The following is a 25,605-nucleotide window of genomic DNA, read 5'->3' as shown; positions in this document are numbered from 1 at the left end:
CCTGTAACTAAAAATCTAAAACCGTTTTATCAACGCTCCTTCCCTCAACTTTTTAGATGCCAATCTCCAAGAAATTACCACTTGCAAAACTACGAAGGGAAACAAAAATAGCGAGATTAAAAGACCCAAGACCAACATTTTCTTGTTTTTCTTGTAGCGGTAAGGGATTATGGATTGGGGAACGGTTTTTAAAATTGCCAATAGGCTTCTTTTTGTTCCATAATATTTACGATAAAGATAAAGCACACTCGGTATGGGTCGTGGCGCGAAGAGTTTTTTTGGACGGAAGGCATCCCAACTTCCCATTTCGCGAAGGCCACCAGAACCAACTTTAAGATGTATTCTTCCGGCATGGGGGTTTGATATATTTTTGTAACCGTTTAGATAAGCCCGTAAACCATATTCTCCATCACCCATACGTTGTTTTTCAAACTGTCTATCAAACAAGCCTATTTCCTTAAAAATTTGCTTTTTAAGCATAACGTTGCCCGTATCTATTTGGTCAGAAATTCTAAAAAAAGAATAATTCTCGGGTACCTCGGCCCCAACTGTTGAAACTGAAACTCCAGAAGATATGTCTGCATCAAAAAAGTCAAGACATTTTAAATGATTTACTACCCAGTCTGGTTCCACGCGGCTATCGTCATCAAAAAGCAGTATGTATTCTCCTTTTGAAATTTCAACAGCATGATTTCGCGCAAGCCAAAGAGCACGTTCCGTCTGTTGGACCAGCTTAATATCTAAATTAAACTTTTTGTAAAAATCATTTTGAAATGGATTGGATTGATCTACGATAATAACTTCAAAGTTTTTGTAGTCCTGCTTTTCCAGATCTTCCAAAACATCTTTTAGGTATTCATAGCGGTTTAACGTAGGAATCACAACGCTCACAAAGGGTTTTTCCTCAACAAGAAGGGATTTAAAACTATTCCAATCATCATACAGAATAGGATTTTTTAAATAATCGCTTCTCTTTACATCGCCACTTTTCTTCCAAGCTGAAATCTCTCGAAATGGGTTTTTAAAGGAAAAAAACCGCAACATCAACACATAAAAAACCCAGACGGGATGGAAGTATTTCCGCAGAAAGCGGTATTCGTCAACCACAGGTATTTTTTCAAAAGAAATATAGGTTTCGGCATTGCCAATATAGCCTTTATTCACCGCCTGCCATGACAGATCGTATTCTCGGGCTTTTTCACTTTTGAAATTTGGGTCAGGAACCAACTGTTCAATAACTTCCTGTGGAAGATTCTCAATTATTGGAAAAATAGAAGTTTCGTCATTCCTAAATAACTGAAAATAATGGGTTGGCTGTAGATATTTTAAAAATGTGAAGAGAACCATTACCAATTATTATCTTTTTCATAGCCTAGGGCTATCAATTCATTACCAGCTCTTTTTTTAAATATCTCTTTTTTTAAAAAGTTCCATTTATGCCATTTCCCTGTAAAAACATACTTTCCTTTATCGGCATCTGGCTTCCAATTGGGTTTAACTATTCCTTTTTTATGGATTCCAAATGAACTACCAACTACAGGAGCATTTATACATTTTTTTAAAATGGAAGGATTTGAATTCAATTTATAAAAACTTAACAGTCCTTCAACTCCTTTTTCCGAATTATTAAGATCTTCATATCTAAATTTTTTAATTCGAGGAGTTTCTTGAACTTGCATGAATTTATTAGCAGAATTTTTCCAGCCCTTAGTATAATTTAAGAATGACCTGCCACTGTAAAAATTTATTCTTTTCTTAAGTGCAGTTGTAACAGTGTGCCAACTACGCTTATCATTTGCAGCTTTTATTGTGGAAATAACGCTATCTCTTCCGTCACGGCACAATAAAGCTATTTGACTATCTGGAAAAGCTAGGCTCCACAAATCAATATTATTTATAAAAGGTGATTTAATAAAAATGGTTTTGCCTTCAGAAATATTATATTTTTCAACCAATATGTTTACCCAAAGTGCTCCATATTCTTTCATGAATTTTGGGAAATCCTCTTTATTTAAACCAGAACCAAAACTTTTAGATACTATCGGGTTGAAGATTTCTTCTTTTATAGCGGAATCCCTAAAGAGATTAAATTCCCCTTGCGAAATATTAGGGGGAATACAAACAACATCTGGATGCAAACTAAGTGTGGCTCCAACAAAATTTGTCCCACTCCTAACTTGTTGTCCTATAAGGATAATAATATTCATACTGAAATTTAATAATATTAGTTTTTAAGAGTAGGATTATGATTCTCTGTTAGTGTTCTAAATAAAAAATCAGAAAATCCTCCTAAAGTCAATACATTCTTCCAAAGGTCTCTGTTTGCTTGTTGTAAATCTATAAAATCCTCTGTTGATAATCCATTGTGAAAGTCTTTTACTTTCTTCGCTACATCATATCTTTCATTATATTCAACCCAAACTATGTGCTTTTTCCAATCGATTTCATTATCAAAAGGCAGCGAGCAATCTGTATTTATAAAAACTGGAATTCTACCCATTGCCAGGGCTTCATAAAATCGAACTGAAAAATTACCCGCACCGCGAACGCAGATTACGTAATCTGAATCCCGCAAATTGTCATAAAATTCTAAAGTCGTGTTGTGATTATCTTTATTTGTTGAAATTCCCGCCCTATATTTTTTTCTAAATATAAAGTTAGTTGCTACCACATCTGATTTTTGTGTTTTTTTCAGCACTGATGCCCTTAGAAAAGATGTAGAAAGCAATTGTTGTGGTTCATTTTTAGATTTCCCTGTGTAACTTTTTAAATTTCGCAAAGCTGAATAAAATATTTCCTTTATTGCATTTAGGCGGGAAAGGTTGGCCTGTCCGCAAAACCCAATAACTGGCTTTGGAAGATATGATCGCTCAAAAATTTTATCTGTATGATAATACTTTTGCAGCGGATCTGCTATAAAAGTTGGCAGAGAGTATTCGTTTGTTGTAAATTTTGATTTATAACCACTAGGGCGGATAATTATGAGGTTGTTGAAGTAAGGAATCCTTACGCCAAAATCGCCTGCGTTAAAGGCTATCACTTTTTTATTTAGGGCGGTGCATTTTTTTACAAAATCGAGTGCAATGTATTCTTGTTTTGTATTAACATAGTAATTCCAGGCCATAGTCAACAATACCAATTCAGCTTCTTCCAAAACCTCAGTAAACTCAAAATCCTTTTCAGAAACTCCATAAGATGCAATGCGTTGTGCGTCTGTAAAACCTTCAGTCTTTATAAATGGTTTTAACAAGGGAAAGAGTAGCCCGCGATGGTCTTTATTATAATGTGATTTTGGATAGTATAGTTTCAATATTTCTTATATATTAGAATCTTTCTTTTCTATTTTTAACCACAAAGCTCACAGAGTTTTACACTAAGAACACAGAGGAGCTTCTTTGTGCTCTTTGTGCCTCCTTGGCGTTCTCTGTGGTTAAGCTTCACTATTTAATTGATTGAATTAAAGTTAATTATTACCAATTTTGATTCGTTCTCCCTAAAATCTATAAAATTCCACAAACTCCCTTTGTTGTTTTTCTATATTGAACTCTTCTTTTACCCTCATTTGGGCTGTTTCTGCAATTAATTTCTTTTGCTCTGGATTCAGTGCCAATACTTTTTGAATTGTTTCCGACAAAACTTGTGGGTTATATTTTGGTGCCACCCAACCCGTAATTCCATCTAGTACATTTTCAGGCAAGCCTTCAGCGTTGCTAACAATACAAAGTTTGCCCATTGCCTGTGCCTCAAGAACAGCATTACAAAAACCTTCCTGTATGCTGTATTGTAGATAAATGGTGGCGCTTTCCAACTCTTTCTTTACCTCAGCATGTGGTAGTTTTCCCAAAAACTGAATATGATCCTTTAGACCCAATTGATATGCAGCAAAGGCAATGCGCTCATATTCGTTCCCTTCCCCAATTATTTTATAGGTGAAGTCCAATCCTTCTGATTTGAGCATGGCCAATGCTTCCAAAGTTTCTAAAAACCCCTTTTTCCAATGCAGGCGGCCTGTGGTCATAAAAACTATATGCTCTATTTTCTTAAAATCAGTTGGTGTGGATTGAAATAAGTTAACATCAATAGCTGGTGTAATTTTTTCAACGGGAACGGTTTCCGGAAGTCCATGCTTGTTTGCCAAGACCAAAAGATCATTTGAAATAGTATGCACTTTATCCAAATATCTCCATAAGGTTATATAACAGTCCGGATTTTTTATTGGATAGACGGCTATATCAAATCCGCGAAAGCTCACCGCCATTTTTGCGCCGATAGCCCTGGCCACGGTTTCGCTTCCCAAAGCCATAGTTGCAAAACCAAAATGCAGCCAGTCCAGTTTTGCTCTTAATAAATGTGCATTGAGGTATGTTTTTTTAAAAATTTGCACAAGGCCACTGCCCTCTTTTCGTTCCAATTTGATATATCGAAAAACCACTGGAAGATGTGGTATTAGCAACAGAAACTCTTTTATAAAATACCAAGTTTGCAATAATGGATTGCGGTTTACCTTTGGGCTTACAATGACGGGACAAAGGGAAAAGTCATCATTTTTACTTTGGCAATACAAACGCGCTTCCATTCCATTCTTCTGAAGACCACTTATCTTAGAATTGAAAAAAGTTTCTGAGTAACCAGGGGTTTGGGAAAGGACGATGCCGATTTTCATTTTAAATTTTACGTTTATTTCTAATAGATAATAATCGTCTTTTTTTATTGCTGTAAAATAAATATTCTAAGTGAAGTCTAACTGCCCTAATAAATTTATAGAGTTTTATTTTTTTAAAAAGTGTTCTTTTTTTTCGAAATTCTGTTTTTTCAATTACAGATACTGCAACGCTATTTGAGGTGAAAAGATATGAATTTACAATAGCAATTCTAGCATTGGACTTCATAATACGAATAGCATATTCATTTTCACCATAAGCCCCACTTGTATTTTCTAAATAATAGCCATAAGTGTTAAAAAAGGATTTATTTACGATAAATGGGTGATCACTATATTGAAATGTATTTAGATAAAAGTTTTGCCATGAGAATTTTGGTATTAGTTTTATATTTTCAGTCAGCTTTAAAAGTTTAGGGAATTTATAATTTGCTTTTAATCTAACCATATCTGCCATTCCCGAGTCCAATACCTTTATTATTTCTGGCAATCTCTCTACAAGCTCCATTTTTGGAATAAAATCTTCTTGACAGTACAAAATATACTTTCCCGAACAATTTCTAATACCTGTGTTTATATTTGAGGTTAGCCCTTTATTTACAGGAGAAATTATGAGCTTATCAATTGGAAGCTTTTTTATAAATCTTTGAGCAATTTCTTTACTTGCATCGTCAGAAACCACAATTTCTATTGGAATACTCCCCCAAGCTAATTTCCGTAAAGAAGAAATACATTTCTCTAATACTTCTGGTCTGTTATAATGAGTAATTAAAATTGAGATCATTTGTTTTATATTCTTCTTTTAAATACTATATAATACCTTCATTTACAAATCAATCTTTTTTCAAAATGCTTTTTTTTCTTCTTTGCTTATACGGACTCACCTTTAGTCACATTCTCCTCTACGCCTTTATTTTTGAACTGAAAAAGGTTTCAGAATAACCAGGGGTTTGGGAAAGGACGATGCCTATACGCATTTTATAAATTTGAATTAACCATTGTTTTATATACCTTTTCATAGGTATTCACTTCCTTTGACAAGGTATGGTTTTCAGCTATATTTTGAATTCCCTTTTTTGTCAAATTTTTTCTCTCCACTTCTTCCAAATAATAGATTTTAAGAATTTTTTGAGTTAAATCATCTGGGGCCTCTAAACTAAAAATATATTCCGAATTCAGTAAATACCTCGCCCCGCCACCTGAATCTGAGCTGAGAACTGGAACACCACAAGCCAAGGCCTCCAAAATAGAAACAGGCAAACCCTCGTTAATTGAAGAAAGAATAAATAAATCAATACTTCTCAAAATACTAGGTATTTTTTCATTTTCAGTAAATCCGTGAAAATGTACGCGGTCTTCCAACCCGTTATTTTTTATATAAAGATTAAGAACCTCTCTGTACTTTGTATCTTCATTTCCGTATAAATGTAATATTACTTGCTCTGGGAGTTGGTCTAATACTTTAATAACAAACAGTTGATTTTTATTTTCCCCTATATTTCCAATACACCCAATATTAAAATTTTGGTGAGGCAATTTTTCCATAGGTTTAAAAACTTCCATATCAACTCCATGGGGAATAAAAGAAATTTTATTCCGAAAAACTAAGGAATTAAAGAAGCGTTTTTTCATCTCAGGATTGTCATATGCAATATGATTAGACAGCCAACTTTTCAACAGCCATCTCTTTGACCAGGCATTGTTTTTTTTTGTGTATATATATTTAACTCCAGCCATTCGGCAAGCTAAGGCTTCCAAATAATTTGACTTATAGTCCCATGAGTGTACCACATCTATTTTATGGGACTTTATAAGCTTTCTGAAATTCAAGGTATCTTTAAGTTTGTTTGATGACCATTTGAAAACAAGACATCTTTTATCTGGAATGTCATCTGGAACAGTTTCAGGAAATTTCTCTACACAGATATAAGGGTCAAAAACAGTTTTATCAATCTTTCTAAATAGTGAAAGTAATACATACTGGCTGCCTGCGGTTTTAAAGTTAGGAATTGTATATAAAATCTTTATCCGCCTATCCATTATAAAGGTTTTTTCTCCACACTGCCAAAGTAAGCAACATACTCAATGGATGTGAATATCTTACAGCATCCACAGTTTTAAAATTATTGTAAAACTTAGCGAGCAAGGGTTTTGAAATAAAAGGGTGTAGATTCTCGGAAAAAAGCCAATGCTGTAGTTTTTCATCGTTTTCCATCCCTAAAAACTGAAGTTCCCAGTTCCGTTGAATGTAGGGCTTGCCAATTTTGCTTTTCAACTCCCTTTTTAATTTATTACCTATCCGATAGGGTAAATTATTTGGCGAAATATTCTTTTCAAAAGTATAAAGATTAAATGGCCTATGGTCCTGCCAAGTTATTTTTGCTAAGGCCGGGTTTTGCTGTTTTATATATGCTATTTGAAGTTTTCTATCTGCCAAATATTCCTCTGGGACGGTACAGATAAATTCACACATTCTATCGTCATAATAGGGCAAGCTTATAGGGTGTGCGGCCTCAAAAACCGAAAGATTTACCGAGGTCCATCGCGGTGCCCAATACAGGCTTTTAAAGGCGCGAAGTTTAGCGCTTGGATTTTCTATTTCAATTTTATTGAGCAAAGCAACAATTCGTTCACGCAAATAACTTTCGAAATCGCTTTCCAGACCCCACTCTTGCCAAAGGGCATTAGCAAGCTCAATCCCGCCTTTTTTGACTATCTTTTTTAAGATAATATCTAATAATTGATTTTCGGTTGTTCCTTCTGGTGCACCACGGTCAAACAGCACATCGCCCCAATGCCCAAGGGAAAAGGTGCCTTCCATTTTTTTGAACTCTTCCAAAACAGCCATTTGGCGAGGATGGGTAAAGTCTGAATAACATTGGTTTATAGAGGCCAATTCTTCCAATTTTGGCCAAAGATATCCTGATTCTATGGTAAATTCCTTAAAATCAAAACCACAGGTTTTTGCAATCTTTTTACCTATTCCACTTTCAGAAAAACCGCCTTTAAAGGAGTAACTATAAGCTGTAACTGGTTTCTTAAGCTTTGCCAGCGCAACTGCTTGGGTGCGGCTGTCCAATCCGCCCGAAAGGGGTAGGATTACTTTTTTGTCTTGCAATTGTTCTGCAGTAATTTGTTCAAACAATAAGGTGAACTCTTCCAATGCTGTTTCAAAACTAATATCCCTCGGATTGTAATGCCATTTGAACCAAGGGGTACTTTCAGTCCAAAATCCTTCCTCATCTATAGTATTGATAGTCCCTGGTGGTAGTACTTTTAAATCCTTCCAATAAGTATCACTCCCCAAGAAAAATCCAGTGGCAGCAAAAAGACATATCGCTTTTTTGTCCAATTCGCGTGGCGCATTTACCTTGACGAATTGTTGGTGGGTTGGGATAATTGGGGTTTTTATCGAAGTTGGAAGTACGAAGTTGGAAGTACGAAGTGGGGGGCTCATTATTTTGTTTGTTTTTTTCGAGCGGTTTTGATAGAGGCAACGATAATTGATAAAATTTCGTCTCCTTCTTTATGCAAAACCCTAATTTCATTTAAAAGAGAAGGATTGAATTCGGACAATAATTCCAAAAAGTATAAAGTTTCATCTGCTTCTTCTTCGACAATTTTTAATTTATTGATAAAATCGGCAGTAGATTTTGCCCGCTGTGACGCCCTATAATTAGCTCCAATTGAACTGGAACATCTAATAAGTTGATTAATATATGCATTATATTCTCTTGTCTTTGGAATATTTTCACAAAACTTCCACACATCTATTGCATATTGGCGGGTCCGTTTAGTTATAGAATTTTCCATTTTTCTATCAGTGGTTGATTGTAGCTTTAAAATTACAAATTACTTAATTTTAAAGATAGGTTAAGAGTTATTTACTTCAATATTTATCCTTAAATCCATACTTCTAAACCAGTATTTCACACTTCGTACTTCTAACTTCGTACTTCTAACTTCGTACTTCGTACTTCTAACTTCGTACTTCTAACTTCGTACTTCGTACTTCATAATACAACTCTTCCATCCCCAGAACCATCTGCGCTTCATTATGTTGCTGCTCCACTTTTCTCCGAGCCTCGATTCTTACTTTTTCAATCATATCTAAAGGTAATTCCATAAAATGAATAATTGCCGCTGCAATAGCTTCTGGCTTTCTCGTGGGCACCATCCACCCATTCACTCCCTCCTCAATCAATTCTGGCACACCACCACAGTCTGTACTGATTACGGGCAAACCAATAGCCATAGCCTCTACCACTACATTCGGGATGCCTTCATCCAAGCTGGGCATTAACAACAACGCAGCTTCTGCCATTAATTTGAAAACTTCTTTTTGGGATTTTCTATTTTCCAAAAACACGCAATCTTCCAACCCGAGGTCGGCAACTAAAAACTGTAACTCCTCATCGCCTGCCCCCCCAATAATTGTATAGAGAAATGGAATGTTTTTTTCTTTTAATTGTTTGCAAGTATGCAAAGCATAATCATAACCTTTTATCCAATGTGCTCTTCCTATTGATAGTAGCTTTAAAGGGATTGAACGCATATAATTTTCTGAAAAGGATATTTCCTGCAAGGGCAAACCTGTATAAATTACTTTATCAATCTTTTTGGGGGAAGTCCAAATTTTATTGCCATTAGCTGCAATAGCTTTGGAAACGGAATGAAAACCCGCCATTTTAGGATACCATTTTTTTAGATATTCAAAATTAGCTTCATCCACGAAAGGGCGTACATTGCTATGAAACCCTCTTTGACTCAATATTACTGGAATTTCCTGTTTTAAAAGTACTTCTTCAAACCATGGGATTACTGAGGGCCATTGTAAATGTATAATGTCTGGAGAAATGTTTTTAAGAGCCAAGTCCAAGTTTTGCTGTTGCAATTCTTGGCGTTTCCCTTGTATTAATTTTCTAAGCGTAGGGAACAATAAATTAAACTTCTTCGACTGTAAAAGCTTGCTCAAAGTAGTACCCGTAAACTTCAACTTGCTTTGGTTGCTGCCCAAGGAAATATAGGTTATCCCCGCTACTGGTTGCGATATTTTTTCATTAAAACCAAGAATATATACCTCATGGTTTAAAACCAGGCCTTTCGCCAATCGATTAATAAAGGGCGTGGTTTTAAAACTGCCATCGAAGATTATTATTTTTAAATTTTTTGGCATTTCTTTATTCAACTTAATTTTTCATAAAACCCGTTAACATCCCTCATTACTTTCTCCCACTCCAACTCCACTGCTCTATCTCTTGAAGCTTTGCCCATTTTAGTCAAGCGAGGTTCGTCCTGCAATAAAGCAATGGTTTCATCAATAAAATCATCAATATTTCCACTTTCAACCAAAATATTGGAAGTGTTTTTTAAATAATTCGCGTTACCACCAACATTAGTCGTGATTATGGGAAGGCCGCAGGCCATGGCTTCCAAAAGGGAATTACAGGCCGTGCTGTCCATCAGGGGCAAATACAAAAGAGTAGCTTGTTGATAAAGTGTCCGCAGCTGTTCGTCATTTACTTCTGATAAAATATCGACACAACTATGTGGCTCAATTTTGCTGCGATATGCAGGGTGAATAACTACTCTAATTTGCAAACTTGCAATTGCTGCGGCGAGTCTTGGCACACTTTTATTAAACGTATCGAAATTGCGAAGATGCTGCCCCACAAACAAAAGGCTGTTGTTTTCTCTTACTGAAGTATTTGGCACAAAAAACTCGGTATCTACGCCATGTGGTATATAGGCCACATTTTCCAGTTGCAACCAATCTTTTAAAAAACCCACTTGATTAGCACCTACCGCTACGACGCCATCCAACTTTTGCAAGGCTTTTGGATTGCTTATAGTCTCTTTTAATACTTTTGGTGGCTTATGAAATGTAGCGCAAAATTTAGTATTGGGAAATTTGCGTTTAAAAAAACCCAGATGACGAATATCCCGCTCCCCATTTAAAAAATGGACAATGTTTTTTTGTCCTTTGTGTTTTTTGAGCAATTGTAACAGTTCAATCGCTTTTAAAACACTCCCTACATTATAGTTCCCTAGATTCTGGGAATGAAAACCCGCTAAAATTTTGGCAATTCGAAACGGAAATTTAGTATTTCCATAAACTACTTTGGCATTTGTATAATCCATCAATCTACCATAGCCAGAATTATTGGCATGGTGCGGAGAACGATGGTGGACCAGGAATATATTCACAACTACACAAGGGGTTTGTTTAACATAAGCTCCAAGATACGCTTAGTATTTTGAACAGGGTGAATGTGAGTTTCAAAATAAGTACGGGCATTTTTTGAGAGAATAGTTGCAAGCTCATCATTTGCCATTACCAAATTTATTTTTTCAATTAGTTCAATATCATTCTTAAAATATAATAGCTCTTTTCCCTCAATAAGTGGTGCGGGTAATTCTGTGGCAAGTGGTTCTGCTATAATTACTTTTCCTTGTGAAAGATACTCAGCCATTTTCCACGCTGGTGAGTTAGCCAAACCCCGTGTATATATAACAATTTTGGCTTTTTTCATAGCATCTAAATATGATTCAGGAGCAGCAGGAACATTTGTAAGGGCATCGCTGTATTTCTCAATGGCAATCTTAGAGGGCACAAAACCCCCTCTAAATATATTCGGAAAATGGTTTCGCAATAGTTTTATAAGATGGTAGCGCTGTTGGTGGATTTGTTTTACATCTATATCATTTTCATGTAGAAAACAACGCGTTTGGAACATAATACTGTTTTCATAGGCTTTCCCAAAATTTTCAAAGCGGCTGATTTCCCTAGAAGTATTTATAAATTCCCAATGTTTTTTTTGGGCTTTATAGGTTTTAAGGATACGCTTTAAAATTTGGCTGTCCCATTTTAGATTAAGCCGCAGATTCGACAGAAAAAGTCCGAGAAAAAATTTGCCTTCCCCATGCTTGTATTCTGAATGTGTACCAAAAGTGATACCCAATTTGTGGATCTTGACTTTTGAATTTTCCTTTATTGCATTTACAAACCTACTTTCAAAATTTCGCTTAAAGTAAAAATCGCAGCTATTCAATCCGGTCTCTGAAAAATGTTCGGCAAAATCATATAAATCAGTGGCAAAGCTTATTTTTGTGTTTGAAGAACTATCAATTAAAGTGTAGAATGAGGTTTTGGGATGGGGACGGGAGGTTTTTGTAATATAGCCATGCTTGTCCACAGTCAGTGTTCCTTTATTCTTCTTTAGGTACAGCTGCACCTTAACGTGTACAAGCCCCATTTTTTCAAGCTCAAACAAGCCCGTTTGGATATAGGAGGAATGATTGAGTTCCTGTGGGGTGTGAATGATTACGGTATAATTAGGCTGCATTCTACAAATTAACGAAAAACTTCATTGATTGAACTTTGTAAAGCTGTTTCCGTTTGGGCAAGGCTCCATTTTTGTTCCACTAAATGTCTTGCATTTTTACTTAAATTAAAATCAAGTTGTTTGGTCTGAAAATAATCCAACACCTTTTCTGCATACTTATCTTTAGAAGTCAATATCCCATTAATACCATTTTCAACAATCTCATCCGGTCCCCCTGAACCTTTTAAAGCTACCACAGGCGTGCCACAGGACATTGCTTCCACCATTACCATCCCAAAAGATTCGTGGGCGCTTGGCAATAAAAGTAGGTTGGCTTTTTGATAATAAGGTACCAATTTACCTTGCTCCACGGAACCAACAAAATTAACTTGTTCGGTTATTTGCAATTGTATTGCCAAGGCTTTAAGTTCAGAAAAATAAAGCTCATCGCTTACAGGGCCAACAATGGTTAAAGTAACTTTTCTGCTTTGGCTTTCAATAAGAAAGGCTAAGGTTTCAAGGCAAAGCTCTATTTGTTTTAAGCGCGAAATGCGCCCTACAAAAAGCAATTCAATACTATTGGAAGCTTTCTTTATGGGAATAAAAATGGAAGTATCGATACCCAAGGGCATTACGCGAATGTTTAGGTTTTTAAACACCTCATTTTGCAACAATTGTCTTTTTTGGACTTCGGTATGTACAATAATGTGATGTGCATTTTCATAATATGATTTCGCCCGTAAATCGTAAGATATATGGATACCCCCTATCATTGCTATATAAGGCTTTTGTTTCTTAACGAGCATTTTCGCCAGTTTGAAGCAATAGGGACTGCCATGACCAGACATATTGATGATAGTAAGGTCTGGGGAGGTGAAAAAGGAATTCCAATAATGAAAAATGGAATGTTGCTTGCGCCAAACATGACGTTTTTTAAAAAGAGGTTTGGTAATGGGCCAAAAAAGCTTTTTAATACCGTTTACTTTTTTTGCAAAAGGAAAAATACTACCTGTAAAATAAGCTATGGAAACCTTATAACCTACATCCTGCAACTTTAGCAATGCTTTTTCATGGGGCTTGCTATGTGAAAAAAAAAGGTCTTTTTCACATAGGCCAATAGCTTTGGCGGAGAAGGGATGTAATAATAAAACTGTTTTCACAATTGTAAAATTACGCTATCTTTTACCATAAATATAGCCGAAATAGGAGCTTCCATCCCAACTTAAACTAGTCTTAAATCCAGAATCTTTTAAGTATTTTAATATTTCAGTATGGTTTAATATTGAGTGATTGTCATGAAATTCAACAGCTATTTTATTAATTTTCTTTAGTCCTTCCTTACCAAGTGAACTTATTATTTCTCCTTCAGCTCCTTCGCAATCTAATTTTAAAAAATCAATTTTATCAATGTTCAATTTTTTCATAATTGAATCGAGCGTAATGGATTGTACTTTCAACAATCCATCTTTAGACTCCATAGAGTCTCTTTGGGCAACCTTATGACCACCAGCTATATTTCCTTCTATCATAAATCTATCTTCATTTTTCAAACCCAGGGCATATTCTATGCATTCAACATTGATTAAATTATTTTGCTCTACATTATGGCTAAGCTTTTTAAAATTCTCGGGGTGGGGTTCAAAAGCGAAAACACTCACACCTTTAATTAACGAAGCATAAAGCGAAAACACTCCTACATTAGCTCCTATATCAAATACAACATCATTTTCTTCAATATTTATAATATCGCTTGTATAAACTTTCTTAACAAATATCTCATTAAATATGCTTAATGTATTAAAATTAGCATCATAAAAAGTCAATCCATTTCTAAGGTTTAACTCCTTGGTTGACTTTCCTTTTACGGCTCTTTTAATAATTGAATCCCAATTAATAAAGTTTTTTTGTAAATATATTATATGACTATAAACCCGTTTAAGTTTATACAATCTGTTCTTTAAATTATCCATTTGTTTATTTTAAGTTTTTTTTGAAATGAAAAATATTTTTAATTCTTAAAGGTTGAGGATATATTATTCTTTGTTCATAAAATTTAATACCGCTTTTATGATTCTAAACTCAATTATTTTATGCCCTGTTGCCTTTGATTAATACAATCTAATTGGATCAACTATTTTTTTCTTTTTAATCTTTTTCAATTTTAATACTAATTTTTCTCTTAATACTGAAGGGGGACGGACAATAAAATTTGAATCATAAGAACTTATTATTGAACTATTTACAATAAAAGAATCATATAATTTTATATCATTGAAATTATTTTGTTCGACCCTATTTTTCTGCTCATTAGACAAATCTGAAAACTTTATATAGCTATCATTAGATTTACGTTGATTTCTATTTTCATTTTTACTTATCAATTTTCTGTCAAAAACATCCTCAAGATAATTTAAAGATTTAGCGTATTGGTTAACATCGCCTATAAAATGAAATCCAGATAACAGATTGCTCGCTTTATTAAAATCATTGCTCCCAGCAATTTTCTTAGTCATAAAATCCCTATACTGCTCTTTTGCGATGAAGTCATCAACAGAAGAAGGCCATTTGGTTTCTATTATATGATTCATATGAGAGATATAGCGCTCAATCGGGTTTCTTAAAAAAAAATCTTCATAGCTTTGTCATCATAATATTCTAAATAAGGCCTCACGCTATGCCCTCCAATGCCCGTTGGATAATATTTAGATATTTTTTTATACTGTTCTAAACTCAAATCATATTTTAACTCATTACCACCATACCTATTTTTGGTTATATGGATATATCTTAAAAAACTAAAAGACAGCAATTCATTAAAAGAAGTCCCTGCGCATTTTTTTATTTAGGTAAATAAAAACAATAGATTTTTTTTAAACGTCTTATTACTCTTTTAACTATGCTTTTAAATTTCATTTTTTTTAACCTCCTATATTCACGAACATAATAACCATTATAAATATTCTTAATCCGCCTAAATATTTTCTGTATTTCGGAATGCAATTTATAGTGCAAGCCAATATAACTTATATAAAATTGAGTGGGATTATCTTCATACTTTATTTCAGAGTATTTCATCGTCCGTTTCCAATTGATAAAATGCAGGTACATTACCTCGTTTACGGGTTTTCCATTTTTAAGTTCCAACATTTTGCCATCATTCCATAGCCATTTATCCAGATAGTATTCTTGGTGGGAATCGCGGCCATTTTCTTGGTTGCAAAGAATTTTTGACCAAAACACTTTTAAATCGAGGCCTTTAAAGAAAGTGTCATTTTTAATATAATTAGATAATACTAGCTCATCTACACGTTTTATTTTTGGAACTGCATATAATGATTTATAACTAGGTAATTTTCTATAAAGTGAATTTATCTGTTGGGTATTCCTAAATAAATTAAAATGCCCTGAAATCTCTTCCTTTCTACTAGATATAATATCATATTCATTTAAAATCTCTTCACTGATAAATTTACGGATATCGCCCCAAATAATATCCACATCACAGATTCCCCAAAAATCATATCCTTGTAACTGCTCAGAGAATATTTCGGCATAAGCCGGCTTAAGATCGCAAAACTTACGATGATTCAATGGTACTTCTGCTTCAACAACCTCATTTACATGGTTATTTAATTGGGAAAGTGTGATAGGCAAAAATGTAATATTTGAAGGGTAATTCTCTGGAATTTCACAATCTGTTGGGCATAACCAATGAACAGTCGGATTTGCAGCAACAGAAAGCAAATAGGCATCAAACCAAATTGGCCATTTTCCGTAATAGGGAATTATGAGTAGGATGCTTTTCACAATTGTTTTGGTTTTATTGTATCAAAACCTTTTCCCGTAAGAAGATTATAGACCAATAATATTGAAAATAATAGTAATGATTTATGGTGTACTTTTCGGAAGAAATTGAAATGTTTTAAAATCATTTTGAAATTTTTGCGCCCTGCTAGATTTTTATAGGTTTTTCTCCCCTGTCTCTCTGCCTTTGCAACAATTTCCGGTTCGTTTTTATGTCTCTTTATTATTAATTTAGAAAGATATATCAAAGATTCCACTTGTGCGGAACTGCCTTTGGAAGTGTTTTTTGAAATAGAATCTTTAGATTCCCTGTAATAACTAAGTGGTAAATCCACGAAACAATATTTCAAATTTTGTTCAAACAAACGAGTGAAAAATTCATATTCCTGCGCTTTGTGAAGGTTTTCATCATAACGAAGTTTACCTATTACGGAACGCCGAACCATAACATCATTAGTTATTACTGGTTTTTTTCCCAAAATGAAATCCACATAAAAATCAGCACTTTCAAAAACTTCCAATTCTGGATTATCACTAAAATTTAATCTATTCTCTGTGCTATGTGTATCAATAACAATAGCTGCATCTTGCGCAAGCGCGTAACCAATTTTAATCCTCAACTTCTCAGTATGCATCAAATCATCACTGTCAAACCATTGAATATAATCGCCTTTGCTTTTTTCAAAACCGTAATTTCTGCAGGCATTGGCACCTTTGGGTTTATTGGTAGGTCTTGAAAAGTATTGAAAACGGGCGTCCTTTTTTGAGTATGCTGTTACTATTGCCTTGGTGTCATCGGTACTGCCATCATCAACCACTATACACTCCCAATTTTGATAGGTCTGCGCCAAAATGGAATCTAGGGTCTCCGCTATGAGGTGGGAGCGATTAAACGTAGGGATAATTATGGATACTAAAGGATTTTCAGTAGTCACGGGGCAGATTGTTTGGTTTCAAAAATAGGGAAAAAGATTAGAAGAAACTGAAATCGAAATCGAAATTAAAGTTTCAATATTCACGCCTTAAAATCCATTAACCCCTTCCGTCCCCGGATTGAAATTCTGTCATTGAATGGTATTTATTCCCGGGGAACCTTCCCCTTGGAGAAGCTGCTATTTTTGATACGTAAATATTACAAGGGGAAGGAGCATGAAAATTTTATATTGTTAAAATGTCATTAAATCAGAACATACCACTGCGTACTGACTACTGAATACCATACCCCCAGTCTCGTTCCAGAAAAGACCTTCCCCAAAAAAAGGCACCGCACTCATTCTCGAACCAAAGTGCTACCAAACTGGGAGCAAACCCCTATAAATATGCTCTTTTGTTGCACCATGTTGCATTACATTGTTTAATATTTTGCTTCGTTAAAGTTAGTTGCAGCTTCTTGGCAATACAAAAGAGGGCTATTAAATTTGAGTAACTAACTGATTTATTAATTTTTAAAACCATTACATTATGGGAACATTTAAAAAAGGAATCCTTGGAGGGTTCCGTGGAAAAGTAGGCAGCGTTGTAGGTGCTCGCTGGCGAGGTAAGTACGTGATGCGTAGTGTACCTGAAATTGATGAGAATCGCACTCCAACGGAGGACCAAAGAAAAGCACGGGAAAGGTTTGGCCTTGTAGCCCGTTTTTTAAACCCGATGAAGCCTATTGTAGGCAAATACTTCGGGCAGAAGCAAAGAGACAAGTCTCCGTTTAATTTGGCCACTTCCTACCATATAAAGGAAGCGGTGCTGGAAGTGGGTGAAGATTTCATTATGGATTATCCGAAGGTGCTTATTAGCAAGGGGGATCTTAGTGGACTCCAGTCACCTACTTTAACGGCCACAGTTGCCAATGTACTCCAACTGGACTACACAGACAATAGCGGGCAGGGTTTTGCAAAAGCAGATGACCAGTTATTGGTAGTGCTGTTTGTAGCAGACCTGGGCGAGTATCAGTTGTTTACCCCTGCCGGAACACGGGAGGAAACCACTATTAATTTGCCTTTGTCACAGTATTGGTCTGGATTGGTTATCAACGCTTGGGCAACTTTTGTGAATGCCGAAGGCACGCGAGCCGCTACTAGTACCTATCTGGGAGCGGTAACCGCCCTTTAAAGTTGGTTTGCTATTTTCCAAATCCAAAAGTGAGACCCGCAGTTTTTAATTGCGGGTCTTTCGTTTTTTAAAATTTTATACAAACATCACGGGTATAAATATCCAGATTTAGAAAGCAAGATGGTAATAATAATTTCTTTTACGTAATATACATTACGACTAAATTTAACACCTGGCAATACTCCCTTTTGCCGCCAGCGGTATAGGGTTACACGGTCCACACGGAATATTCTTATCATATCGGCTTCCGTTAAAAGTTCTTTTTCGCCCTCGAGTAATTTTAAATATGGTTCTGGACGTTTGTTCCATGCGCTTGGCATTTGCTTGGTGTTAGAGCCAAATTCCTTCTTGGCCTTAACTGGTTTAGTTAGAGCTTTCATAATATATAAATTTTGAAGGGGAGGTTATAAAAGTAAGAATTTTCGCTAAAGAATCAAATTCCAAAAAACATTATTTTGAGTTTTCCAAAATTTCCTGCAATGCGTTTATATGCCGTTCCATGCTAAAATTTGCCAGAATGTTCCTTGTGCCTTCCTGTCCCGTCGTTTTGCAGAGGAAGCATCCTCCGAAAGCTTATAATATTTTTATTTATGGTTTTCACAATGTTGTTTTTCACAATGTTGTTTTTCACAAAGTAAACTTGATTCATCGAAGTTTATTAAATTGCCTGCATCGATAATTGAAATAATAGCAATATATTTCTACTGGCTAAATAAAGCATTCAGTCTTTTTTATTATTTCAGATAAATTGAGATTAGTCTATCAACTAAATCTTTCGAATTATAATTTTCTTCTATATACCTTCTTCCTTCCTTTCCCATTTTTTTAGCTTTTTGTGGATCTTTAATTAATGTTTCAATGCAATCGGCAAAACCTTCAATGTCATTTTCCTTTACAACGAAACCTGTTATATTAGGAATCATTCCATATTTCATACCCCCTACATCTGAAACAATTACAGGTAATTCCATGGCTTGAGCTTCTTGAATAACTAAGCCTTGGTTTTCCCCTCTACCATCAGTTTTATTATAAATTCCTGGAAGTAAAAACATATCAGATATATTTAAAACACTAATTATTTCCTCTTGTGTCATCGCGCCAACTAACTCTATTACATTTTTAAGATTTAATCTTTCAATCTCATCTTCGAGCTGATTTTTGAGTTCTCCATCCCCTATTATCTTCAAATTGAAATTATTGATTCCTCTCTTTATTAACTCTTTTATTATTCGAGGTAAAAGTAATACTCCTTTAAAGGGAACAAGTCTTCCACAATATACAATCTTAAAATTTTCATCAAATGGGTGCTGTCCTTTTTTCTTTTTAAACAAAGATGCATCTAAACCTACTGGTAAAAGGGAAACATTTGTTAGATTCGAGTTTGTCTCAAGTAAAATTTCTTTTGTGTAAATTGTATTTACTGTAATTTGGTCTGTCTCTTTAAATAACCGTTTGTAAAATGTTTGATAAAAATCGGTTTTTGAAGGATTGATGTCATAGCCATGAAAAGAGACTATCAACTTAGAATTCTTTAAAAATCCTTCAGATTTATAGGTCGCAATATCAACCGCATTTGTTGCAAAATGTACATGGACAACATCAAATTTTTTATTTAATATGAAAAATTTACGTTCATAAAATAAATTAAGTGTGACAGCCTTTTTTCCGTAATGTGAAAAATTAATAGATTTAAGTAATAAATCCCAATTAAGTTGGAATAAATTTTTAATAATCAATTTCAAAAAATTGAATAATCTTTTAAATTTAGCGACAGGAGGTTTTTCTTTATAAACCACATTATCTAACAAATTATATGTAAGAACGTTTTTATGATTTTTTTGCAAGTCGCCTTTTGCATAAGAATATATTTTTACGTTATGACCTTTATCTATTAATGATATTATCTGATTTACAATAAAGGTTTCGGAAACTGTGGGAAAAGAGCCAACTACAATAGCTATATTTAAAGGCTTCATTTTATATATTACTTATTTATTAGGGATATTAATAGTTTCAGATTTGATTTTTTTTTAAAAAATACTGTCTCTTTAATTTATCCTATTAAAATGACATTTAACCATAGTTTATATCACATTTTTTATAAATATAAAAATTCGCAAATGAGTTAGTGTTATGGTCGTCTTCCTTCATAGGGTAGTGATTAACTGTTTTGAGTAGTGTCCATTCATTAGAATCATTTGAAGCTATCAATTTAATGAATTCTTTAAAGCATAAATTCGAGTTCTTCGATGGTATTACTTAAAAAACTTTAATAACATTGTTTGCAAATAATAAAACCCCGATGCAAATATTCAACTCTCTTTATTTTTACCACAGATATTAACTATTTTGACATAAAACAACAATTAAAGTTTAGATTTATACTTTCTTACTTTAAAAAATAAAAAATTATTTATAAATGTAAAAATAGAGGTTTTAAACAATTTTCCTTTGTAAAAGGAAGGCTTTAATATGCTAGATAATTGATGTAATCTAAACCATTTTTTGTAATAATATTTTTCTGATGATTTATTCCCTAAATTATAGTTTTTTAAAAAAAAAGATCTCGTTATACCTTCTTCAATTAAACGTTGCTTTTTCTTTTTCAATGTTGTGTGATTTCTACTAACTTTACCGTGATATCTAAAATAATTTAAATCTTTAGCTAAAAATCCCACATTAGTTTCTAAAGTAATTTGAAGCCAAAAAAACCAATCACCACACATCTTCATTTTTAATAGTTCTTTCCTAAATATGGATTCATGAACGAGCTTACGTCTAAATATAACTGCACTGGCATTAGGAATAACACTTTTAATGATAAAATATTTTTCAATAAATTCAAGTCCAGAAATTTCAAAATCAGCTTTCCAAATATTCGGATCAAATTCCTTGGTGTAATCAATTCTATTCAGCAGTGTTTTTCCACTTTCATCAACATCAATGGATTGTGAATAGCAAATTCCTGTTTCCTTATTCATTCGAGCCAATAAGCTTTCCAAAAAACTTAATTCGCAGTAGTCATCACTTTCAGCAATCCAAATATATTCTCCTTTTGCAAGATCAATTCCTTTTTGCCATTGCTTAAAAGGGCTTCCGGAATTATTCGAATTCATAATTAAGTGAGCCACTTTTGGATGATTACGGTACCTTTCCAAAACTTCTTGACTACCATCGGTAGAAGCATCGTCCAGAAGAATGACCTCAAAATCTTGAAAGGTTTGACCAAATACAGTGTCTAGCCGCTGTTGTAAATACGGCTTGTGGTTGTAGTTAGGGATCAGTATAGATACTTTTGGGATCACGATGTAGCTAAAGCTTTTTTTGTTGCTTCAAGATAGGCTCTTCCATATTTAATACATGGTTCCAAATGGTTGCCTTCTGCCCACTCGTTCATGGCATTAATGAATACAAAATTCTCTTCTTGGGAATATGGTTTGAATTTATTGACAATCGCTTTTAACCATTGAAAGTATACTTCGGGAGTGCTACCAATAGCTATTGCTCCCTTGTCTCCTTTTCTAGCTGTATTGTCCCAAGAGGGAGTTACACAGCGGTAGAGCTTATAACTAGGTGTTTCCCGCTCCAAGCAGTCCTGAACCCCTCTTTTAAAATCCCTTAAGTCCAAAGTTTGGGATGATTTTCTTATTCCTATTTTTTCTAACAAGCTTGGAGGCTGTTTCAGTTTGTGCTTTATCACTTGATGGGGTGAAAATTCTACCAAGGCATCAAAATTGATTGTTTCTGGATTTACGTTTTTATTAAAGCTCTCGGCAACGCATAGATACAGACCTTTAAAACCATATTCCTTTACGGCAATTTCACGCCATAACGTGGCTGTTTTTTTCATATCGGGAAATAAATCTTGACGATAGACCATAAATACAGGGCAACCATCCACTTTTATATAGCGTTCATCTGAAAAAACGGCTTCGCAAAGCCACCGAATATGTGCGGCATCATCGTCCAAACCATATTCTTGTTTTATTAAAATTTCATTGTCAAGGCCATCCCATCGTCTCGTCCAATTTTCATTGGCCCAGCACAACATAAAAGGCATGTCCAAGTCTTTTTGTTTTAGCATTCCATCCAAAGGTTGGTCCAAAAGACGTTTTCCATTAAACCAATAATGATAATAGCAGAACCCATATATCCCGTGTTCCTTGGCAATAGTAGCTTGTGCTTCTCTAGCTTGGGGCAAACGCAGGTCATAAAAGCCTAAATCTGTAGGCAAATGCGGCTGATAGTGATCTTCAAATAAAGGGGTTGCTTTTGTAACATTGGTCCATTCCGTAAAACCTTTTCCCCACCACAAATCGTTCTCCGGGATTGGGTGGAATTGAGGCAGCACAAAAGCTATTGGTCTCAAGTTTGTCATTTACAAAGCCTTTTTCATTATAACAATTTCTATATATTCTGCCCGAATACCAAAGTGCAGATCATCAATATAGACAATTTTGGTTTCCGCTCCTGTATGTTCTTTTATATAATCCACAATGTCAAAACCCCAATGCATGGTTACGGGCGACCCTTTTTTGTCCACAGGATTGCCATGCCATTCTGGTTCAAATAGAAACTCAGGGTTTCCATCTTTTCCTTTATTTGCCCATCGCTGGGTTGCATGGTGCTTGTTAATTATAGGCACCGAAAAAATATGTGCTCCTCCAGGTTTTAAGGTGCGGTAAATTTCTTTAAATGCTTTATCGGGTTCATAAATATGCTCCATAACATCTGATGTTACTACCAAATCAAATACCGAATCTTCAAAGGTTTGTTGTTCCAGATCTTCACATCTAATTCCATTTACTAATGTACCCAGAGGCGTATTGGGAAAGTACTGGGTTTCCAAATAATCTTTTGCCTTTTGCCGCAATAAAACGGAATGCCCCCTATTGCCCGGAGAGGATTCATGGATTATAAGCTCTTGCCAATTTGGATATTCGTTTTTAATGGTATGCATAAGGGCGCGTTCCCGCGGAATGGAATTGCAATTACTGCACCTGAAAAAATCCCTTAACCATTGATGCCTGGAAATGAAAGTGACTTCTTGCTCACAACACGGACAAAAGCCTTTTTGCTTGAAAAAGAAAGTCCCGATCCGTTTTTCATAAATCGCCTTAACCTTTTGATAGATATATTTTTTCAACTTATTTTTCAAAGTTTTGTTTTTTAATGGCTGGGCGTTTTTTGTATGCTTATCACTAAGTTTCTGTTTTTTCAAAACCGATTGATAGCGATTAAAATTTGGAGTATTCAAAATTGGATGAAAAGCATCCATCCCGAAATACTTCATCACATTGTCCAGAAAATCTTCTGAAAAAGCTGCGTCTCCTCCATAAGAAGAGAGCCCGCCAGCCACAAAATTGGATATTGTTAAATTTACAAATTCAAATGGTTGTTTGGCCCAAGCGCGCAAATTAAAATCCCAGTCAGCTGTAACGGTATAACGCTTTTCAAAATAGCCTACTTCTTCCTTTATAAAGCGCGTATTGTAAAAGATTGCCTGATGGCAAATATTTTTATTCAGCAGCTTCGGGAGGTCGAAAGAGCCATCGTAAATTGTCCCATCTTCCGCCCAACCTGTATTTCCAATTATTTTAGCATTGCCGTAGATTACTTTCGCATTTGAAACTAGCGTGTGTTGTTGGATTTGCCCAAGCACCTGTGGACTATAAAAACTATCGTCACTGCCCATAAAAAAGAGCCATGTGCCCTCTGCCAAATCTATGGCTTTGTTCATGGCGTCATAAATTCCTTCGTCTTTTTCAGAAATAAATCTAAGGGAAGGAAGCTGTTTTTTATAGCGAGTTGCCACGGCTTGAGTATCATCTATAGAGCGGCTGTCCATAATGATTACTTCATAGGAAGTAAAGTTCTGGAGCAGGATGCTTTCAAGGGAAGTCGCAAGTTTATCACCCGAATTATATGTTGGGATTACAATTGAAAAAAAAGGTGGCTTGGTATTCAAGTTTTGAGTGTTTTTAAAACAAAGCTTTTTGATGGAATTGTTAGATTTTTATACATTACAGAAAAGGGAATTTCTTCATTTAATAAAAAAGGCTTCATTACTCCACCCATTTTGGTGTTCCTATCAATTTATTTTTGCAGCTGTTTCTAATCCTTTTTGAAAAAGTCCACGGCAATTTACCAAGTATTTTCATAAAAGCTGAAATTGTATAGAAACTAATCTTTTTTGACATAGAAATTTTCTGAAAATTTAATTTCAAGGAAGTTTCTGCTTCTTTTAGATATCTATTTTGGTCATTAGATTTTTGTCCTTCTCTTTTTCTAAAAGCTGCCAATTGCCTTTTAGTACAATACAAGGTCTCAAAATTGAAAAAACGCATCCACAAATCAAAATCGGATGCTAGGGTGTATTGCAAACTAAGTTGTCCTCCTGCTTTATTCCATAGTTCTCGCGTCCAGAAAGTAGATTCTTGCTGTATAAAAGAAAAATTGGCTCTGTGCTCGCTAAGGTAAAAGAACCATGGAGAAAAAACTTGCTCCCGCTGAAGAATTACTTCTCCATTTTCATTAATTACGGAAGGCAATCCCTGCAGCCAGTGCATTTTTTTATTCTCTGTAAACTTCTTTGCTATATAATGCAGGGAGCCTTCCCATAAAACATCATCAGAATTGATCCAGCACATAATAGCTCCTGATGATCGTGAAAACCCTTTGTTGATAGCGTCATACATACCATTATCTGGTTCGCTCACCCAATAGTGTAATTTTTCCTGATACTTTTCTATTGTTTGAACCGAAGTATCTGAACTTCCCCCGTCCATAATGATATATTCCAAATTGGGGTAATCTTGATCCAATACAGACAAAATTGTACGTTCCAAAAATTCTCCTTGGTTGTAGTTGGGAGTTACTACGGTTATTTTTGGATATGTAGTTGCAGCGTTCAATTTAAATGAAATTGTTTCAAATATATGCTATATAAACTTGGGGTTAGCCTATATAGCATCATAGGTATTATTTAAAAAAGTGGAACTCTTAGATGGTATGAAAAACAGATCCATCTGCCAGAAAGCACGATCGTTTTTTCGCAGCATAGGGTCAACCAATTCTACGGGGGAAAAGCCAAGCTTTTCCATATAACTACACATTTGCCAAAACTTAAGACTATCGGTTGTTAACTGAAAATTATATACCTCTATAATGATCAACTCAGCGGCTTGAATCACTTTCTTTGCGCCTTCAAGGATGGGGATTTCATACCCATGTGTGTCCAATTTCAACAAATAGGGGCCTGGAAGTTGTCTATTCTTGATCTCCTGATCTACACTAATCACCGGCACTTCAATACAATTGCCATCAAGAGGCGTATCTGACGCCGTACCCCCAAACAAATTACTGTTTTCAAAATATATTGTACCCGCTTCTCTACCGGCAGCAGCCAGCACAAAATCGAGTTTAGGGTTTCGGTCCTTACAAGCTTTTAGCCCTTCCAAATGCCCTTGTTGTGCTTCTACCAATAAATAATTTGCGTCAGGGTAAAACTTCATTAGGCGTTCAGACCAGCGACCGTCTGAGGCTCCTACATCTATTACAGTAGCAATTTTTAACCCCCTAGACAGACAACGTTTAAACCCTTCCTCCATAGAAAATTTATTCTTTGGGATATGGAGCGTTTTCTGGTCTATTCTTTTTATTTGATAGCCTCTCTTACGCAATAAGCCTTTAATCATCCTCTTTATCATA

General features: G+C 34.9%; 24 protein-coding genes. 1 reads left to right on the top strand and 23 read right to left on the bottom strand.

Annotation, left to right across the window (positions count from 1 at the left end):
• Positions 1-15 precede the first annotated feature (15 nt).
• The 16 genes from Q2U82_RS09785 to Q2U82_RS09710 form a co-directional block, all read right to left on the bottom strand.
• Positions 16-1,347: a glycosyltransferase family 2 protein gene (locus Q2U82_RS09785; RefSeq protein ID WP_410004696.1), complete on the bottom strand. Its 1,332-nt coding sequence runs from the start codon at positions 1,345-1,347 to the stop codon at positions 16-18.
• Positions 1,347-2,207, bottom strand: a complete 861-nt coding sequence (locus Q2U82_RS09780; RefSeq protein ID WP_410004695.1) for a sulfotransferase — start codon at positions 2,205-2,207, stop codon at positions 1,347-1,349. Before Q2U82_RS09780 ends, Q2U82_RS09785 begins: the two co-directional genes overlap by 1 nt.
• A 17-nt stretch (positions 2,208-2,224) precedes the next feature.
• Positions 2,225-3,310, bottom strand: a complete 1,086-nt coding sequence (locus Q2U82_RS09775) for an exostosin domain-containing protein (protein ID WP_410004694.1) — start codon at positions 3,308-3,310, stop codon at positions 2,225-2,227.
• A gap of 183 nt (positions 3,311-3,493) precedes the next feature.
• Positions 3,494-4,663, bottom strand: a complete 1,170-nt coding sequence (locus Q2U82_RS09770) for a glycosyltransferase family 4 protein (protein WP_410004693.1) — start codon at positions 4,661-4,663, stop codon at positions 3,494-3,496.
• Position 4,664: 1 nt separating this feature from the next.
• Positions 4,665-5,444 (bottom strand): glycosyltransferase family 2 protein, encoded by a 780-nt coding sequence (locus Q2U82_RS09765; protein ID WP_410004692.1) that lies wholly within the window; start codon positions 5,442-5,444, stop codon positions 4,665-4,667.
• Between the two features lie 194 nt (positions 5,445-5,638).
• Positions 5,639-6,700 (bottom strand): glycosyltransferase family 4 protein, encoded by a 1,062-nt coding sequence (locus Q2U82_RS09760; RefSeq protein WP_410004691.1) that lies wholly within the window; start codon positions 6,698-6,700, stop codon positions 5,639-5,641.
• Positions 6,693-8,117 (bottom strand): asparagine synthase-related protein, encoded by a 1,425-nt coding sequence (locus tag Q2U82_RS09755; RefSeq protein WP_410004690.1) that lies wholly within the window; start codon positions 8,115-8,117, stop codon positions 6,693-6,695. Before Q2U82_RS09755 ends, Q2U82_RS09760 begins: the two co-directional genes overlap by 8 nt.
• Complete coding sequence (locus Q2U82_RS09750) at positions 8,117-8,473, bottom strand: four helix bundle protein (protein WP_410004689.1); 357 nt, start codon at positions 8,471-8,473, stop codon at positions 8,117-8,119. Before Q2U82_RS09750 ends, Q2U82_RS09755 begins: the two co-directional genes overlap by 1 nt.
• A gap of 166 nt (positions 8,474-8,639) precedes the next feature.
• On the bottom strand, positions 8,640-9,836 hold the full coding sequence (locus Q2U82_RS09745; protein WP_410004688.1) for a glycosyltransferase family 4 protein: 1,197 nt from the start codon (positions 9,834-9,836) through the stop codon (positions 8,640-8,642).
• Between the two features lie 8 nt (positions 9,837-9,844).
• The gene (locus Q2U82_RS09740; RefSeq protein WP_410004687.1) at positions 9,845-10,867 is read right to left on the bottom strand and encodes a glycosyltransferase family 4 protein; all 1,023 of its coding nucleotides are present in this window, start codon (positions 10,865-10,867) and stop codon (positions 9,845-9,847) included.
• A 2-nt stretch (positions 10,868-10,869) separates the two neighbouring features.
• A complete protein-coding gene (locus tag Q2U82_RS09735; RefSeq protein WP_410004686.1) occupies positions 10,870-12,006 on the bottom strand; it encodes a glycosyltransferase in 1,137 nt (378 codons plus the stop codon).
• Between the two features lie 8 nt (positions 12,007-12,014).
• Positions 12,015-13,145: a glycosyltransferase family 4 protein gene (locus Q2U82_RS09730; protein WP_410004685.1), complete on the bottom strand. Its 1,131-nt coding sequence runs from the start codon at positions 13,143-13,145 to the stop codon at positions 12,015-12,017.
• Between the two features lie 15 nt (positions 13,146-13,160).
• Positions 13,161-13,955 carry an FkbM family methyltransferase gene (locus Q2U82_RS09725; protein ID WP_410004684.1) on the bottom strand — a complete coding sequence of 265 codons (795 nt, stop codon included), beginning with the start codon at positions 13,953-13,955 and terminating at the stop codon, positions 13,161-13,163.
• Between the two features lie 138 nt (positions 13,956-14,093).
• Entirely contained in the window at positions 14,094-14,573 is a 480-nt protein-coding gene (locus tag Q2U82_RS09720) for a hypothetical protein (protein ID WP_410004683.1), read from the bottom strand.
• Positions 14,574-14,823: 250 nt separating this feature from the next.
• Positions 14,824-15,792 (bottom strand): DUF6625 family protein, encoded by a 969-nt coding sequence (locus Q2U82_RS09715; RefSeq protein ID WP_410004682.1) that lies wholly within the window; start codon positions 15,790-15,792, stop codon positions 14,824-14,826.
• Positions 15,789-16,724 carry a glycosyltransferase family 2 protein gene (locus tag Q2U82_RS09710; protein ID WP_410004681.1) on the bottom strand — a complete coding sequence of 312 codons (936 nt, stop codon included), beginning with the start codon at positions 16,722-16,724 and terminating at the stop codon, positions 15,789-15,791. Before Q2U82_RS09710 ends, Q2U82_RS09715 begins: the two co-directional genes overlap by 4 nt.
• Positions 16,725-17,250: 526 nt before the next feature.
• Here Q2U82_RS09710 and Q2U82_RS09705 point away from each other — a divergent pair.
• Complete coding sequence (locus Q2U82_RS09705; RefSeq protein ID WP_410004680.1) at positions 17,251-17,895, top strand: DUF6266 family protein; 645 nt, start codon at positions 17,251-17,253, stop codon at positions 17,893-17,895.
• 86 nt (positions 17,896-17,981) lie between these two features.
• On the opposite strand, the gene Q2U82_RS09700 is transcribed toward Q2U82_RS09705, so the two are convergent.
• The 7 genes from Q2U82_RS09700 to Q2U82_RS09670 all read right to left on the bottom strand — a co-directional run bounded on the left by Q2U82_RS09700 (position 17,982) and on the right by Q2U82_RS09670 (position 25,592).
• Positions 17,982-18,275 carry a helix-turn-helix domain-containing protein gene (locus Q2U82_RS09700; RefSeq protein WP_410004679.1) on the bottom strand — a complete coding sequence of 98 codons (294 nt, stop codon included), beginning with the start codon at positions 18,273-18,275 and terminating at the stop codon, positions 17,982-17,984.
• Between the two features lie 354 nt (positions 18,276-18,629).
• On the bottom strand, positions 18,630-19,871 hold the full coding sequence (locus tag Q2U82_RS09695; RefSeq protein WP_410004678.1) for a glycosyltransferase: 1,242 nt from the start codon (positions 19,869-19,871) through the stop codon (positions 18,630-18,632).
• Between the two features lie 390 nt (positions 19,872-20,261).
• Positions 20,262-21,200, bottom strand: a complete 939-nt coding sequence (locus Q2U82_RS09690) for a glycosyltransferase family 2 protein (RefSeq protein WP_410004677.1) — start codon at positions 21,198-21,200, stop codon at positions 20,262-20,264.
• Positions 21,197-22,273 carry a glycoside hydrolase family 99-like domain-containing protein gene (locus Q2U82_RS09685; RefSeq protein WP_410004676.1) on the bottom strand — a complete coding sequence of 359 codons (1,077 nt, stop codon included), beginning with the start codon at positions 22,271-22,273 and terminating at the stop codon, positions 21,197-21,199. Before Q2U82_RS09685 ends, Q2U82_RS09690 begins: the two co-directional genes overlap by 4 nt.
• Entirely contained in the window at positions 22,274-23,863 is a 1,590-nt protein-coding gene (locus tag Q2U82_RS09680; RefSeq protein WP_410004675.1) for a glycosyltransferase, read from the bottom strand.
• A 97-nt stretch (positions 23,864-23,960) separates the two neighbouring features.
• On the bottom strand, positions 23,961-24,809 hold the full coding sequence (locus Q2U82_RS09675; RefSeq protein ID WP_410004674.1) for a glycosyltransferase family 2 protein: 849 nt from the start codon (positions 24,807-24,809) through the stop codon (positions 23,961-23,963).
• Positions 24,810-24,857: 48 nt separating this feature from the next.
• A complete protein-coding gene (locus Q2U82_RS09670) occupies positions 24,858-25,592 on the bottom strand; it encodes an FkbM family methyltransferase (RefSeq protein WP_410004673.1) in 735 nt (244 codons plus the stop codon).
• Between the last annotated feature and the right edge of the window lie 13 nt (positions 25,593-25,605).

Source organism: Aequorivita nionensis (genome assembly GCF_046352995.1).
In the GTDB taxonomy this organism is placed as follows: domain Bacteria; phylum Bacteroidota; class Bacteroidia; order Flavobacteriales; family Flavobacteriaceae; genus Aequorivita; species Aequorivita nionensis.
The sequence above is the reverse complement of the archived record's forward strand: the minus strand, read 5'-3'. Positions and strand labels throughout refer to the sequence as shown.